16 protein-coding genes are annotated in these 13,960 nt (G+C 68.7%); 15 read left to right on the forward strand and 1 reads right to left on the reverse strand.

The features are described 5' to 3' along the window. Positions 1-835 precede the first annotated feature (835 nt). Positions 836-1,780 (reverse strand): SRA domain-containing endonuclease, encoded by a 945-nt coding sequence (locus ACZ8ZB_RS23180; RefSeq protein ID WP_470739574.1) that lies wholly within the window; start codon positions 1,778-1,780, stop codon positions 836-838. Between the two features lie 1,300 nt (positions 1,781-3,080). Between ACZ8ZB_RS23180 and ACZ8ZB_RS23185 the strand changes: the two genes are divergently transcribed. The 15 genes from ACZ8ZB_RS23185 (at position 3,081) to ACZ8ZB_RS23255 (ending at position 13,941) form a co-directional block, all read left to right on the forward strand. Further along, positions 3,081-3,932, forward strand: a complete 852-nt coding sequence (locus ACZ8ZB_RS23185; RefSeq protein WP_470739575.1) for a helix-turn-helix domain-containing protein — start codon at positions 3,081-3,083, stop codon at positions 3,930-3,932. A gap of 92 nt (positions 3,933-4,024) precedes the next feature. Next, entirely contained in the window at positions 4,025-4,414 is a 390-nt protein-coding gene (locus tag ACZ8ZB_RS23190; protein ID WP_470739576.1) for an ATP-binding protein, read from the forward strand. A 172-nt stretch (positions 4,415-4,586) separates the two neighbouring features. Beyond that, entirely contained in the window at positions 4,587-5,438 is an 852-nt protein-coding gene (locus ACZ8ZB_RS23195) for a sigma factor-like helix-turn-helix DNA-binding protein (RefSeq protein ID WP_467234135.1), read from the forward strand. Next, entirely contained in the window at positions 5,435-6,256 is an 822-nt protein-coding gene (locus tag ACZ8ZB_RS23200; protein WP_470739577.1) for an integrase, read from the forward strand. Before ACZ8ZB_RS23195 ends, ACZ8ZB_RS23200 begins: the two co-directional genes overlap by 4 nt. Before the next feature lie 181 nt (positions 6,257-6,437). Beyond that, the gene (locus ACZ8ZB_RS23205) at positions 6,438-6,785 is read left to right on the forward strand and encodes an SCO3933 family regulatory protein (protein ID WP_470739578.1); all 348 of its coding nucleotides are present in this window, start codon (positions 6,438-6,440) and stop codon (positions 6,783-6,785) included. A 5-nt stretch (positions 6,786-6,790) separates the two neighbouring features. Further along, positions 6,791-8,155, forward strand: coding sequence for an FtsK/SpoIIIE domain-containing protein (locus ACZ8ZB_RS23210; protein ID WP_470739579.1), 1,365 nt, complete (start codon positions 6,791-6,793; stop codon positions 8,153-8,155). Between the two features lie 83 nt (positions 8,156-8,238). Then, the gene (locus ACZ8ZB_RS23215; RefSeq protein ID WP_470739580.1) at positions 8,239-8,454 is read left to right on the forward strand and encodes a hypothetical protein; all 216 of its coding nucleotides are present in this window, start codon (positions 8,239-8,241) and stop codon (positions 8,452-8,454) included. Positions 8,455-8,478: 24 nt separating this feature from the next. Then, positions 8,479-9,189 carry a DUF2637 domain-containing protein gene (locus tag ACZ8ZB_RS23220; RefSeq protein ID WP_470739581.1) on the forward strand — a complete coding sequence of 237 codons (711 nt, stop codon included), beginning with the start codon at positions 8,479-8,481 and terminating at the stop codon, positions 9,187-9,189. A gap of 13 nt (positions 9,190-9,202) precedes the next feature. Beyond that, entirely contained in the window at positions 9,203-9,382 is a 180-nt protein-coding gene (locus tag ACZ8ZB_RS23225) for a mobile element transfer protein (protein ID WP_470739582.1), read from the forward strand. Between the two features lie 15 nt (positions 9,383-9,397). Then, the gene (locus ACZ8ZB_RS23230; RefSeq protein WP_469669567.1) at positions 9,398-9,553 is read left to right on the forward strand and encodes a hypothetical protein; all 156 of its coding nucleotides are present in this window, start codon (positions 9,398-9,400) and stop codon (positions 9,551-9,553) included. A gap of 20 nt (positions 9,554-9,573) precedes the next feature. Continuing rightward, on the forward strand, positions 9,574-9,879 hold the full coding sequence (locus ACZ8ZB_RS23235) for a SpdD-like protein (protein ID WP_470739583.1): 306 nt from the start codon (positions 9,574-9,576) through the stop codon (positions 9,877-9,879). A gap of 101 nt (positions 9,880-9,980) precedes the next feature. Then, positions 9,981-11,357 carry a replication initiator gene (locus ACZ8ZB_RS23240; protein WP_470739584.1) on the forward strand — a complete coding sequence of 459 codons (1,377 nt, stop codon included), beginning with the start codon at positions 9,981-9,983 and terminating at the stop codon, positions 11,355-11,357. Beyond that, positions 11,357-11,527: a helix-turn-helix transcriptional regulator gene (locus ACZ8ZB_RS23245; protein WP_189696691.1), complete on the forward strand. Its 171-nt coding sequence runs from the start codon at positions 11,357-11,359 to the stop codon at positions 11,525-11,527. Before ACZ8ZB_RS23240 ends, ACZ8ZB_RS23245 begins: the two co-directional genes overlap by 1 nt. After that, positions 11,524-12,897, forward strand: coding sequence for a tyrosine-type recombinase/integrase (locus tag ACZ8ZB_RS23250; protein ID WP_470739585.1), 1,374 nt, complete (start codon positions 11,524-11,526; stop codon positions 12,895-12,897). Before ACZ8ZB_RS23245 ends, ACZ8ZB_RS23250 begins: the two co-directional genes overlap by 4 nt. 189 nt (positions 12,898-13,086) lie before the next feature. Then, entirely contained in the window at positions 13,087-13,941 is an 855-nt protein-coding gene (locus ACZ8ZB_RS23255; protein ID WP_470739586.1) for a nuclease-related domain-containing protein, read from the forward strand. The last annotated feature ends 19 nt before the right edge of the window (positions 13,942-13,960 follow it).

A 13,960-nucleotide genomic window follows, 5' to 3' on the forward strand; every position in this document is an offset into this window, starting at 1 on the left:
CTCACCATCGAGCGCCCTTCCATGGCCCCAGGACGGTCCCGTCGGGGTGTTCACATGCCGGTCTACTGATCGCTACTCCCGCGGACCAGCAGACCTGAAGAAGCCCGCGGCTCTGACCAGCTCAGATGCCGTGGGCTTCTGTCGTTGTCGGTTGGTGTTGGGTGACCCTGGACGGCCCAGGGACGGCCCAGGGACGGCCCAGCTCGGACGTCGCGCCGGCCTTCGCTTTGATTGAGCCCTCTTGTTTTGTCGCAAATGCTCACACGCCGCTCATCGCCCTGTCACACTGCGTAGACAGGTCAGTCGTGGTGCGTCGTGCATCTCAACTCCGGCGGGTATAGCCTCGCCGAAGGGCAGAATGAGGGGGCCGGGCTATGTCGTATCCCGTTGAGCGTCCAAAAGGTAAAGCTACGATCCCGCCATCGCGTGACATACGGCAGGGCGGGCTGCGCTGTGAGAGATGCGGACTGAGATTGCCCTCTAGTGATAGGTGGGGCCGTCGGACTGAGTGTCCTTGCGTGGATACGAAGTAAAAACCGTCGTGGCGGCGATGTCGCCGTGGGTTCAAGTCCCACCGCCTCCGCGCGATGAGCAGTGAGAACGACCCCTGACCTGGATTGTTGGTCGGGGGCCGTTCGCTTGCCCGGACTTCCGGACGCCCCGCCGTTTCCGCTCGATCGGGCACAGTTGGGGCACATGGCCTTCTGATCCGTAGCTCTATGTGGACCGGTCGGTGACGGTTAGACCGGGCGGACGACGGCCCTACGAGTACGTTGCCGGTTGGGGTTGGTTGCCGTGGTTGCTGTACTTCGCTGCTGTACAGCAACCACAGTGATCAAGCTTGGGGCAGCAGGTCAGGCCTTGAGCACTTGTAGCTCTTCCCCTCTGGCCAGATGATCGATTGCCCAGCAGCCTCCGCGAGCCCGATGAGGTCTGCGCGAGGCTTGCTTGGCACGAGCACGGCTCGGTACTTCGCGCGCACGAAGCGGTTGTAGTCGAGGAGCTGGCCAAGCGCCATGCGCATGTTCTCCCGTGTCACGCTGCCCTTGGCTTCGATGAGGAGATCGAGGTCCGGTACGTAGAGGTCCGTGAGAAGAGGCCTGGTCTCTCCTTCAGGCAAGATCCGTTGCCGGTGCACCCGGTAGCCCTTGGCGCGCAGATAGGCGCTGAAGTCCAGGACCAGCTTGCCCTCCCGACGCTCCGCTTCGTAGGGCTCGCGGTTCGGGTCGACGTACGTCTTCTCGGTCTCTAGTCGCTCAATGTCGATCTCGATGACAGGTTGCTCCTGATCGGCGAGCAGCCGGCCCAGCTTCGTGCCAGCGTGTTTGGGCGGCGTGTCCAGCGGGCGAAGCTTGAAGACGATGACCTTGCGAATCGGCCCGTCTCCGGTCTCCGGCGCGTCCGCTTCGTACCATCCCGCCACAGCGAACCGGCCGAGGTAGGTCACGTTGCCCCGGGCTCCCTGGAAGACCCGCAGCGCTCGCCCCTCGGCCTCATGGTTCAAGATGCTGGCGTTTCCGGAGAGCATGCGCTGATCTCCGTATTGCCCTTCGCCGCTGTAGTGGAAGAGCTCATCGGGCATCCAGCCGTCGTAGTACCCGTGCTTCTCGCCGGCGATCGGGTCCGTAAAGATCATCACGTTCGGCGTCTTGGCTGATGGCCCGATGCCACCCTGCGTCCGTCCGCCGTACTTGGCGTGCAGTTGCTTGCGCTCGATCACGTCACCTGGTTCGAGGTCCCACTCGATGGCCTCGCGCTCCGCGGAGCTCACCTCCGTCACGGTCGCTCTCCTCCTTCGATCAGCCACACCTACTGCGGCTGGTCGTAGTGTACGCTGTGCGAGACGCGAATCAGACCGACGAATCGGATACGTGATTTCCGCATCCGATTCGGACACGTGGAAGCCGAAGGGCGTGAAGCTACAACCGAACCTGGAATGAATTAATTGAGCTGCGCGAGCTTTCTAATTGGTCTGCAATGACGCCCCGTCAAGCGCAAGGCGTGACGGGTATGCTGAGCCCGTCTCACTCCTTACCGATCACCGCGCCTCGACGCACGTGCGGCCGAGGTACCCGGCTCGCCGGGTGAACCACTCAGGTAAGGAGTAGGGATGGAAAAGCGAGAGCCTGAGGAGCAGGAAGGGAAGCCTGATCAAGGTCCGGACCCGCGGTGGTTCAGGCTGCTGATCGTGGCCTTGCCCGCTGTGGCGGCTGTCGCAACCTGTGTGGAGCAGTTGACGCGGCGCTAGCGCCGTGCGAAGTGGTGCCGGAAGATGGTGGACCGCAAGAAACGGGTCCGACCGTTGAGTAGTCGGCCGGACCCGCTTCGTTACTCCACGCACGAGCCCGGTCCTGGTTGGCCCCCGGGGCCGGGTCTCCGTGCTGGAGGTCTGTTATCAGGGATGCAACCTAGCGTTGCTACCCCACTCAATGGCAACCATTGTTGCGTTGCCACTATATCTATCCTGGCCCTAGTTAGCTCTAGATGGCCTTAGTTAGCCCCAGCGCTAACCGGCGGTTAGTAACCGTAATGGTTATATCCGTGACTGGCCCGTGCCACCTCCACCCACCACTAACCCCAGCTCCCATCCCGTCCGCCGTCGACCCACACACCGTGGAGCGGGCGTGGTTCAGGGGCGTCAAGGTGGAGCGCGCCACTGTACGAACGACCTTGACGCCCCTGGGCCGCGTCTGCTCGGCTCTGCCTGGGTCGACGGTGGACGGGATGGGAGCTACCCACGCACGCCACTACGGGCCCGCGGTCGGCGATGGCGCCCCCTCCATCCCGGTGCTGGCCGATCCCCCGCCGGAGGCATCGGCCTGGACCGCACGCCGCTCCATGCGGTGATCGACTCATGGCCTCCGGCCCTATCCACCTGTGGGCGCGCGTCGGCGCAGCGCGGGCGGAGCGGGCCGAAGGCAGGAGCGGCGCCCGGAGCGGAGCCGGGAAGCGCGCCCGGCGGAGCGGAGCGCAGCCGGGGCTTGAACCAGTAGAGAGAGTTTGAATCACGCTCACGTTGCTGGCCGTTGAGGCTGCTCTTGTGCCTGGTGGCTGCTGGCTCGTGGTGTAGAACCCTGGGTATGTGGAGTGAACGGCGCGAGCGGATGAGGGTGCTTGGGGCACGTCTTCGGGCTCTGCGTGCGGATGCCGGCCTGACGGGTGCTGCTCTGGCACAACAGGCCGGTGTGGGCCAGCCGACGGTCTCCAAGGTGGAGAACGGGCGTATGGTCCCGAGTCTCGATGTGCTGGACCGGTTGTCCCGGGCGCTCGGGCTCGATGAGTCGACCGCCGGTGAGGTCCGCGAGCTGCTGGCCGCGGTTGAGGCTGCTGTAGAGACCGGTACTGGTTTCGAGGGGGACGTCTCCGCGGGGCTCGTCGTGGATGAGGCGATTCGCGGGGCTCGGCTGGTGCGCTCCTTTCAGTGCGTGGTCCTGCCGGCCATGCTCCAGAGTGCCGAGTATGCCCGGCACGTTTTCCTGACGTCACCGGGCCTGGATGCTGGGGCGGTAGGCCGGGCCGTCGCTGCTCGGGTGGAGCGACAGAGCCTGTTGTACGAGCCGGGGCGCGAGTCGGTGTTCGTGTTGACGGAAGCAGTGCTGCGGACGTGGCCGGGGACGCCGTCGCTGATGCTTGCCCAGCTTGATCGACTGTTGGCCGTCGAGAGTCTGGACACGGTGCGACTCGGGGTCATCCCGTGGACTCGGCCGGTGCCGGTGCTGCCTCGTCATGGCTTCACGCTCTGCGACCGGCGGTCCGTCGTGGCGGAGGCGTTCCCCAGTGAGCGGGTCTCCACCGAGACAGACGACCTCGCTCGGTACGAGGAGATGTTCAGCCGGTTCGAGGGCGCGGCTCTCTTCGGCGGTGAGGCGCGCGACCTGCTGATGCAGGTGATGGGAGAGTTTCGCGGGTTGGAGACTGCCGTCACTCAGTAGAGGAATAATTCCTCTGCATGCCTAGATTGGCGTGGCATGTGGGAATACCCTGCTCCTCGTGCTGTCTAGCCCTCTAGACGAGGAGTGTTGCCGTGCTCACCAAGTGGTGCCGTGCCTTCCCTGGCCTGCCTGAACAAGTCGCCGAAGCTCGCCACTTCGTAGCCGTCTTACTCGAAGAGTGGGGTTGCGTCGACGAGGGGGCCCTGGTCGCCGGGGAACTGGCGGCCAACGCCGTACGCCACTCGCTGAGCGGCAAGGCCGGCGGCTGGTTCCTCGTGGTCGTCGGCTTCGGCGCGGACTTCGTGCGCATCGAGGTGATCGACCAGGGCGGCGACAGCGCTCCGATGATGCGGAACGCGACCGGCCTGGAAGAGGGCGGCCGCGGGCTGATGTTGGTGGCGGCTTGCGCGAAGGACTGGGGTGCTAAGACTCTGCCGAAGGGCTCTTCGGTGTGGGCGGATCTGGTGCGGGAGGGGGTGTGACCACCTCCAGCCTGCTTCTCCTCGGCCGCCGCGCGGGCGGCAGGGAATGACTCCTCGCGGGGTGCCTCGGCGCCGGTCCGGCCTCCACGTGATTGGTGTCCGGTCGGGCCGGCCACTCCTGCCCGTTTCGTCTAGGGGCCTAGACTCTTGGGTGAGACAAGGAGGTGAGCACATGTCGGACGAGTTGCAACGGATCATGGCGATCGATGATCCGTACCTGCTCCTGCGTGAGGTCACGACGCGATTGGCCGACGCACAGCAGGAGGTCACCGAACTCGCTCGGCTGCGGCGCCGCGTGGTGCAGGACCTCCATGCACAAGGACTGTCGTACGCGCAGATCGCGGCGAAGGCCGGCCTCAGTCGCGGGCGCATTCACCAGATCCGCCACACCGGCCCGGCGCCCGAGGGCGCATTCCTCGGGTCGGGTGCCATCACGGTCGCGACTCCACTGCGGCGGGACGACGAACGCGGGCGCACGGTCGTTGCCGTGGACGACGTCAGCTCTGGCAAGCGTCTGGAGGACCTGGCGCGGTCGTACGGGCTCGCCGTCACCTCCGAGCACGTACCGGTGAGCGGAGAGATCGACCTGAATCGCGACGGCCTGGTCGTCGTCTGCGGGCCGCGCATGTCACAGGACATGTGGAACACCTATGCTCAAGACCCTGTGCTGCGATGGGAGAAGGCGGAAGGCGGCCCCTGGACGGTCGTGGACCGGCTCACCGGCACCGTGCACCGGTCGGGGCAGGACAGTGATCCGGCCCGGCCGTACGACATCGGCTATCTCGGCCGACTGCCGCGCCCGGACGGCAAGGGCTCGCTCCTGGCCATCGCCGGTATCCACACGCAAGGATCGCTCGGTGTCGTCCAGTTGCTCTCCTCCGAACTCAACTCCCTTTGGGGGCAGGTGGGAGATCGCCGGTTCTCCACGCTGGTAGGGGTCGAGTACGACCCGGAGACCAGTGAGCCGCGGTCCGTCGAACTGGTCTGCCCGCTATACCGTCACGACGAGGAGACGGCGGAGTGAGGTTCACCCTCGGTACCTCGCCGTCCACGCCGGGCAGTGAGAACGAGGACTTCGCCGCTGCCGCATCTGATGCCGCCGTCCTCCTCGATGGCGCCGGCGTAGGGGGCGTGGAAACCGGGTGCGTGCACGGCGTCGCCTGGTTCTCCGGAACTCTGGGGGCGCTGCTGCTGCGTACCCTCGTCGCGCGTCCGGCCTGGTCGCTCGCCGAGTGCCTGGCCGACTCCATCCGCATCACCCGCTCGCTTCACGAGGACGTCTGCGACCTGGAGTACCGGGCCAGTCCGACCAGTACGGTCGTCGCTGTTCGTGCCCGTGACGGAGTGCTCGAACACCTCGTGCTCGGTGACTCCTCACTGCTCCTCGCGAAGCGGGACGGGAGCTCTTCCGTCATCACTGACCGGCGTCTAGACGAGGTCGGCGCGCGGCTTCGTGGGCCGGTCGACGAGCTGCCCACCGGTTCGCCGGAACACGCCGCCGCGCTGGCCGAGTACCGGGACGCCCTGACGTCTCTGCGGAACCGGCCGGGTGGCTTCTGGATCGCCGGTCCCGATCCGCTCGCGGCCGAGCACGCGTTGACCGGCGCGATGCCGCTGGACTCCCTGGCCTCCGTGACGCTGCTGAGCGACGGCGCGGCACGGCTGGTGGACCGCTTCGGGCTTGCCTCGTGGGACGAGACCTCGGCTCTCCTTGACTCCGCCGGCCCGGACGAACTGATCCGCCAGACCCGTAAGGCGGAGGACGGCGACCCTGACGGCCGGCGCTGGCCGCGGGGCAAGGCGCACGATGACGCCACCGCCCTGCACTGGGCGCTTTCGTAGAGCGCTGGTCACTCCGCCGACACGGCGCTCGTATATCCCCCTAGACAGTTGTCGAGATGCCGCGTTACGGTAGTCGTCAACCCCCCTAGACAGTTGGGGCGGGCCCCTCCCTGTGCTGTCTAGGGGGGTATTCAACGGTTCGGCGTCCGTGACGGACGCCCGATCAAGTGAGGTTCACAGAATGCGTGTCATCCCCGTGGACACTTCGTCCGCCACTCTGCTGGTCACGAAGCTGCCCGAGGTCAAGGTGAGGGACCGGAAGACCGGTGAGGTGGCCGTGGACCCGGTCACCAACGACCGGCTCATGGTCCTGGAGCTGGTGTTCATCGCCCAGGGCGGCTCGGACATGATCAAGGTCACCGTGCCCGAGAAGGGCATCGGTGAGGGGTTGGTCATGGGCGCGCCGGTCTTCCTGTCCGGGCTGGTGGCTCGGCCCTGGGAGAGCGAGTTCGGCGGCCGTGCCCGGCACGGCATCGCCTACCGGGCGGACGCCGTCATGGTCGGCACTCCGGCCGCGGTGCAGGGCTGAGCGTCATGACCGATGCCCTGTGGGTTCTGGTGCCGGTACTGCTGGCGGTAGCCGCGCTGGTCGCGGTGCGCCGTCGGCTGCCGGTCCTGTTCTGGTGGCTGGTCGGGTATCCGGCCGTGATGCTGCGGGTGCTCGCCTCGTACCGGGCCACCATGGATGCCTGCGGCCTGACGGTGCCCGCCTCGGCCATGCGCCGGGCCACTGCGCGGATGGTGGGGCGGCAGGCTGCTCCGGTGCCGCCTCGCCGGTCACTCCCACTGCCGACTGGGTCCGGGCTCGTGATGCGGCTGCGCATGGCGGCCGGGCAGGCTCCCGAGGACTTCACCGCTTCGGCCGACCGGCTGCGGCACGCCTGGGGCGCGCACGCCGTGCACGTCCGTCCCACCAAGCCGGGGCGGCTGGAGCTGCGGTTGGTCGGCTGGGACGTCCTCGCCGACGTCCGGCCCGCTCGGCGGTGGCTGCGGACCGAACCGCTGTCCCTGCCGCTGGCGCTGCGCGAAGACGGACATTGGCACGTCCGGGACTTCCGGACCGTGCCGCACGAACTGATCCTCGGCGCCACGCAGTCGGGCAAGTCCGTGTACCTGCGCAACCTGTTGTGCGGGCTGGCCCGGCAGCCCGTCGCGCTCGTCGGGATCGACTGCAAATGGGGCGTTGAACTGGCGCCATTCGCCACCCGGTTGTCGGCGCTCGCTGACACGCCGGACCGTGCGAACGACCTCTTGGGCGTCCTGGTGGAGGAGATGGAGGCACGGTTCCGCCTGATCGGCATGACGAGCGGGACCGGTCCGGACGCCGTGCTTACCTCGGACGTCTGGGGCCTGCCCGAGAAGGCGCGGCCGGTGCCGGTCGTGGTCGTCGTCGACGAGGTCGCCGAACTCTTCCTCGCCGCGAGCAAGGACGACGAAAAGCGGCGGGACGCCATGGTCACCAAGCTCATCCGCCTCGCCCAGCTCGGCCGCGCGGCCGGCATCTACCTGGAGGTGTGCGGGCAGCGCTTCGGCGCCGAACTCGGCAAGGGCGCCACCATGCTCCGCGCCCAGCTCACCGGGCGGGTCTGCCACCGCGTCAACGACGAGACGTCCGCCAACATGGCGCTCGGCGACATCGCACCGGAAGCGGCGCTGGCCGCAACCTCCATCCCGGCCGAACGGCCTGGCGTCGCGGTCGTCGGCGACTCCTCCGGAGGCTGGTCCCGCGTCCGCTCACCCCACCTCACCCTCGACGACGCGGCGGCCGTCTGCCGCGACACCTCCGGCCTGGTCCCGGGACTGCCCCGCCTCGACGCCTTCCGGCCCATCGTCGCCGAACCGGCCGGACCGACCTCGCTCCCCGCCACGGTGCCCACCGCTCGCCCGGTCACCGAGTAACCGCGCTCCCTCTCCCACGGCCGGCGTGACCGCCTCGCGCCATGTCCCTACCCCTCCCATGCCCGAAACCGGAAGGAAGCCCCGTGCCACGTCCCTCCATCGTCGAAGTCAGCGCGCTCATCGCGGACCTGGCCGCGCTCCGGCAGAACCACCACACCTCCGCCGAGTACACCGTGCTCATGGACCGTAAGGCGGATCTGCTGGAGCGCATCGCCGACCACGCGCCCGGCGACACCGAGGCCGCCGAGGTGGCCCGCCGCGCCCGTGAGCGCGCCGACTCGCTCAAGTCCACCGACTGACCACGCCGGAAGGAGACCGAGCCGATGCGTGCCCCTCTGGCCCGCGTGGACGCCGTGATCGTTCAGGCCGTCATCGCCGGTGCCCTGTCTTTCTCTCACCTGCACGACCTCGCTGCGGCGGCCGGGCAGGACGGTTGGAAGGCGTGGGCCTACCCCGTGAGCGTCGACCTGCTCCTGGTCGCTGCCTGGCGCCGGATGCGCCAGCAGCAGCGAGCGGGACAGGCGGCCGGTGGTCCGCGGCTGTGGTTCCTGGTGGCCCTGGCTGCGTCCCTCGGCGCCAACGTCGCCACGGCCGGGCTCCTCGACCTGGACGACGTGCCGGCCTGGCTCCGCGTGACGGTCGCGGGCTGGCCCGCTGTCGCCTTCTTCGGCGGCACGCTGCTGGCCCACGCCCCGCACACCCCGGAACCACCGACGGCCCCGGTCTCCCCTGCGGCGGACGCCGAAACGGAGCCGCACGCTGTTCCGTCCGCCGTCGACCGGCCCGAACGTGAGGCGCTGCCGGCGTCCTCCATCGACCCCGGCCCGGCTCCGGAGCCCACTGCCGAACCGGTTGCCACTCCGGCCCCGGCACCTGATCCCGCCGTCGCACTGCCGCCCGCCCTCGTCGACCGCGTCCGGGCCCTGGCCGACGAGCACCGCTCGACCACCGGCCACCCCGCCGACCCGGACGCCGTGCGCGCCCGGCTCGGCTTGCCCCCGTCCATGACCGCATCCGTCGCCGCACACCTCTGAGAGGAGCACCGCCATGAACCCGCGTTTCCGCAACGTCCGCCGCATCGGCCCCGTCAACGTCGCCTCGTACGTCGACCGCGGCCGGAACCGCCACCTGGCCGCCTGCACCGCGCCACGCTGCGACTTCTCCGCCGAGCACGACAGCCGCGCCGCTGCCGAACTGGCCGCCCGTACCCACCGCTGCTCGGCCTGACAGGAGACCACCGAAGTGGACGTTCCGCTCTGGCTCGCCCTGCTCGTGGTCGGCGTTCTCGGCGTCAAGCTCATCCGCCCGCCCTGGTGGCTCATCGCCGTGCTGCTCGTCGGCGGCTACCTCCTCGCCGACAGTCTGCTCGCCTCCGTCATCGACCCCGTCCTCAAGTGACCCGCGAAGGGAGAGCGTTCATGTTCCGACCGAAGGTCCCGGCCATGCCGCAGCCCACCGGCCCGGCCGCCCCGCCCGCCGTCGTCGAACCGACCACCATCACGCCGAGTGCCCCGGCTCCGCTGCAGGCCCCGGTCACCCCGGTCCCGACCCGCTCGGCCGTCCGGCTCACGCCCGGCGCCGCGCTCGCCCTCGTCGGTGGCGGCACCGGCGTGATCCTGGTCGTCGGCGCTGTCCTGATCTCCATGCTCCTCGCCGTCGCCCTTACCGCCACGTCCGTGGCCGTGTGCGCCGTCGTCATCCGCTCCGTCCTCACCCGCCGCTGACCTCATCGCTCCGCCTGCCCGGCCTGCTCGTGCTGTCTAGCCCCCTCGACAGGCCGGGCGCTCACACCGCACGTCCGCTCTCTTCAAGGAGGAACCCGCACATGCGTCCTGCGGCTCCGTCCGCAGCCATCCGCCAGCTGGCAGCTCTCGCCCGGCACGGCGATCTCGGCGCCTACGCCCACCAGATCCAGCGCCTCGGCGGCTGCGAGCGGCCCGTACGGATGGAGGGTCACCGGCTCGATGTCCACGCCGCCACTGGCGAGATCGTCCGCGAGATCGCCGACCGTGACCTCCCGGCCGGACAGCTCCTCATCCGCTGCAACAACCGCCGTGCCACCCGGTGCGCTTCCTGCGCCGAGATCTACCGCAAGGACACCTTCCACCTCGTCACCGCCGGGCTGAGCGGCGGCAAGGGCATCGGCCCGGCCGTCGCCGGGCACCCGCGCGTCTTCGCCACCTTCACCGCCCCGTCCTTCGGCCCCGTCCACAACCGCCCCGGCGGCGGCCGGTGCCGCTGCGGCCGCCTCCACCCGGACGACGACCCCGCCCTCGGCACGCCCCTGGACCCGGAGCGCTACGACTACCGCGCGGCCGTCCTGTGGAACGCGCACGCCGGGGCCCTGTGGGGCCGCTTCACCACCTACCTGCGCCAGCACCTCGCCTCCCGCGCGGGCCTCAGCCGCTCGGCGCTACGCCACTGCCTCAAGGTCTCGTACGCCAAGGTCGCCGAGTACCAGCGGCGCGGCGCCGTCCACTTCCACGCCGTCATCCGCCTCGACGGCCCGGACAGCGCCGAGGACGCCCCGCCGGCCTGGGCCACGACCGAACTGCTCACCGACGCGATCCGCTCCGCGGCGCGGACGGCCGAGACACCCGGCCCGGTCCTCGACGGACGTGCGTACGCCTTCCGCTTCGGCGAACAGCTCGACATCCGCCCCATCCGCTCGGCCGACTTCGCGGGCACCTCGGAACTGTCCAGCCGCGCCGTGGCCGCCTACATCGCCAAGTACGCCACCAAGGGAGCCGAGACCGCGGGCACCCTCGACCGGCCCATCCGCAACCCGATCACCGACCTGATCGGCTCCGGCGTCACCGACCACGCCCGGCGCATGATCCTCACCTGCTGGAACCTCGGCGCACTGCCCGAACTCGAAGACCTGCGCCTGCGCAAGTGGGCCCACATGCTCGGCTTCCGCGGCCACTTCTCCACCAAGTCCCGCGCCTACTCCGTCACCCTCGGCGCCCTCCGCCAGGAACGCGCCGACCACAACGAAGCCCTCACCCGCGAACGCGCGACCGAGGCCGGCCACCCGCTGCCCGACCCGGACACCGTGCTCGTCCTCTCGCACTGGCGCTTCGTCGGCACCGGACTGACCGCTGCAGAACACCTCATCGCTCATGGCATTTCTTCGCCCGCAGCCCTGACAGACGACCACACGGAAGGAGAACTGGCGTGGACCACCGACGCGACGAATTGATGACCGTCCCGCAGATCCTTGAAGAGCTGGGGGGTGTGTCCCGCCGTACTTTCTACCGCTGGCGCGAGCTGGGCCAGGGCCCCGCTGCGTTCAAGTTGCCCAATGGGGAGCTCCGGGTGTGGCGGAGTGACTTCACCGCCTGGCTGCGGCAGTTGGAGGCGGCGGCATGAAGTCTCTCGACGTGAAGGTCTGGAGCGTCCGTAAGCGGGACACCAAGACACCCTCGTATGGGGTCCGCTGGTCTGTTGCGGGCAACGTCTTCTCGGAGTCCTTCCGGACCAAGGCGCTTGCCGACCACTACCGCACGAAGCTCATGCGCGCGATGCGCGACGGCGAGGAGTTCGACACGAAGTCGGGTCTTCCGGCCTCGATGGAAGAGAAGAGGTCGGCCGTGTCGTGGTACGCCTTCGCTCTCAGGTACCTCGCCATGAAGTGGCCCCATGCCGCCCCCAACACACGGGACGGCATCAACGAAGCCCTTACCAGCGTGACGCTGGGGCTCCTCGACGAGCGCGCCGGACGGCCGTCCGACGAGATGATTCGCAGAGCACTGCGCAACTGGGCCTTCGTGCTGCCGGGGCCCGATGACCGGGAAGTCCCGGACGACGTGCGGAACGTTCTCCACTGGGTGTCCAAGGCGTCCCGGCCGCTCGCCGATCTCGCTGAACCGGCCACGGCTCGCGCGGTCCTCGACTCGCTGAAGCTCAAGCTCGACGGCACGGCGGCAGCGGCGGAGACCGTGCGGCGCAAGCGTCGGACGCTCGTCAATGCCGCGAATTACGCCGTCGACCTGGGGGAGCTGAGTGAGAACCCGATTACGGCTGTCCGCTGGCAGAAGCCGAAGGTGTCCAAGCAGGTCGATCCGCGGGTCGTCGCCAACCCGGAGCAGGCGCGGAACCTCCTGGCGGCGGTTTCCTACGTGGGCGGGTACCGGCGTGCCCGTGGTCGTCGCCTTGTGGGTCTGTTCGCCGCCATGTACTTCGGTGGTCTCCGGCCGGCGGAAGCGGTCGGCCTCGTCGAGACGGACCTGAGCCTTCCCGGGCAGGGCTGGGGCTCGGCGCTGCTCCACCGGACTCGTCCGTCCGTCGGCAAGCAGTGGACCGACTCGGGGGAGACTCATGACGACCGCGGGCTGAAGAACCGGCCGACCGAGGATGTGAGGCGGGTGCCCATCCCGCCGCACCTCGTCGCCGTGCTCCGTGAGCACCTGGCCACCTTCGGCACGGCGGACGACGGGCGGCTGTTCTTCAGCGAGAAGGGCTCGGTCGTCCCGTCCTCGACCTACTACCGCGTGTGGCACGAGGCCCGGCTCCTCGCGCTTCCGCCGGCCGTCGCGGCCTCGCCGCTCGCGAGTCGGCCGTACGATCTCCGGCACTCGGCACTGTCGACGTGGCTCAACGCCGGCGTCGATCCGACCGAGGTGGCCGAGCGCGCCGGCAACAGCGTCGAGGTTCTGCTGACCCGCTACGCGAAGTGCCTCGACGGACGGCAGGACGTCGCCAACCGCCGCATCGAGGACCTGCTTCGCGAGTACGAGTGAGACAACCCGCACCCACACAGAGGCTCCAGGCATGCCGCCTGGGGCCTCAGTCGTTTCATGCCTTACCGGGGACGGTGCTTCATCCGGAAAGAGCGAGCTCGGCCGCGCTGCTTGCCCCGCGGTCTTGTGGCCTCCTCTCGCTTGCTGCTGGCATGTCGGCAACGTCAATGCGAGAGCACAGGGGGCCTTGTGGAACTGCGCGTCACGCGCTGGAAGCGGTACGGGCGTGATCGCCTGTATGCCAACCTGCCGGACGGCACTGCGGCCGGTTGGGCAAATGTCATGACGGGGGACATCACGGTTTTGCGGGCGGAGTATCACGACGACGTGATCGCCGTGCTCACACAGCACTTACAGAAGCTCACGGAGCCGGCTTCGCCAGACAGGGCGCCCGGGGTTGCAGAGCGTCCGACGCTGCCGCCTCTGACGCCGGCGGACGATCTGGCCGTGAACCTTCCCGGGGCCTCCTTGCATGATCTGCTCGACGAATCCGAACCGGGACTGTTGCAGCGAATGATCTCGCGGGTTCTTCGGCGCCCCACTGAGTGGGATTCCTGGCGGAAGGGGTTGGAGGGGGAGCGGCGAGTGGGAGCCGAGCTGAACCGCTTGGGGCGCCACGGTTGGCGTGTCCTGCATTCCATCCCCTTGGCCAACAAAGTGGACATCGATCACTTACTGATCGGGCCCGGTGGGGTGTTCAGCATCAATACGAAGCACCACAACAAGAGGGCCGTGTGGGTCGGGGACGATTCCGTGAAAGTCGATCACGGGAAACCGGCGCCCTACGCGCGCAAGAGCCGGGCGGAAGCAAACCGGGTCGTCCGGGTGCTTGAGCGTTACTGCGACTTCCCGGTACCGGTGGAGCCGGTGCTCGTCTTCGTCGGTGTCTCCGAGCTGAAGGTGGTTGCCACACAGCTCAGTGTCCGGGTCTACGAGGAGCGCCAGGTAGCGGCACTCACTCCACTCTCAGGCGTGCTCACGGCTGACCAGGTGGAGCAGGTGTACAGCGTCGCTCGTCATCGTCAGGCTTGGGCCCGGGCCTGAGTCGGCGTCCCCGCGGCGT

The organism is Streptomyces sp. 12E (assembly GCF_055633275.1).

What these genes read in the sequence shown, in the direction of transcription:
- ACZ8ZB_RS23225 (WP_470739582.1), top strand. Translation starts at nt 9,203, where the DNA reads ATGAACCCGCGTTTCCGCAACGTCCGCCGCATCGGCCCCGTCAACGTC.
- ACZ8ZB_RS23245 (WP_189696691.1), top strand. Translation starts at nt 11,357, where the DNA reads ATGACCGTCCCGCAGATCCTTGAAGAGCTGGGGGGTGTGTCCCGCCGT.
- ACZ8ZB_RS23220 (WP_470739581.1), top strand. Translation starts at nt 8,479, where the DNA reads ATGCGTGCCCCTCTGGCCCGCGTGGACGCCGTGATCGTTCAGGCCGTC.
- ACZ8ZB_RS23240 (WP_470739584.1), top strand. Translation starts at nt 9,981, where the DNA reads ATGCGTCCTGCGGCTCCGTCCGCAGCCATCCGCCAGCTGGCAGCTCTC.
- ACZ8ZB_RS23250 (WP_470739585.1), top strand. Translation starts at nt 11,524, where the DNA reads ATGAAGTCTCTCGACGTGAAGGTCTGGAGCGTCCGTAAGCGGGACACC.
- ACZ8ZB_RS23195 (WP_467234135.1), top strand. Translation starts at nt 4,587, where the DNA reads ATGTCGGACGAGTTGCAACGGATCATGGCGATCGATGATCCGTACCTG.
- ACZ8ZB_RS23210 (WP_470739579.1), top strand. Translation starts at nt 6,791, where the DNA reads ATGACCGATGCCCTGTGGGTTCTGGTGCCGGTACTGCTGGCGGTAGCC.
- ACZ8ZB_RS23205 (WP_470739578.1), top strand. Translation starts at nt 6,438, where the DNA reads ATGCGTGTCATCCCCGTGGACACTTCGTCCGCCACTCTGCTGGTCACG.
- ACZ8ZB_RS23185 (WP_470739575.1), top strand. Translation starts at nt 3,081, where the DNA reads ATGTGGAGTGAACGGCGCGAGCGGATGAGGGTGCTTGGGGCACGTCTT.
- ACZ8ZB_RS23235 (WP_470739583.1), top strand. Translation starts at nt 9,574, where the DNA reads ATGTTCCGACCGAAGGTCCCGGCCATGCCGCAGCCCACCGGCCCGGCC.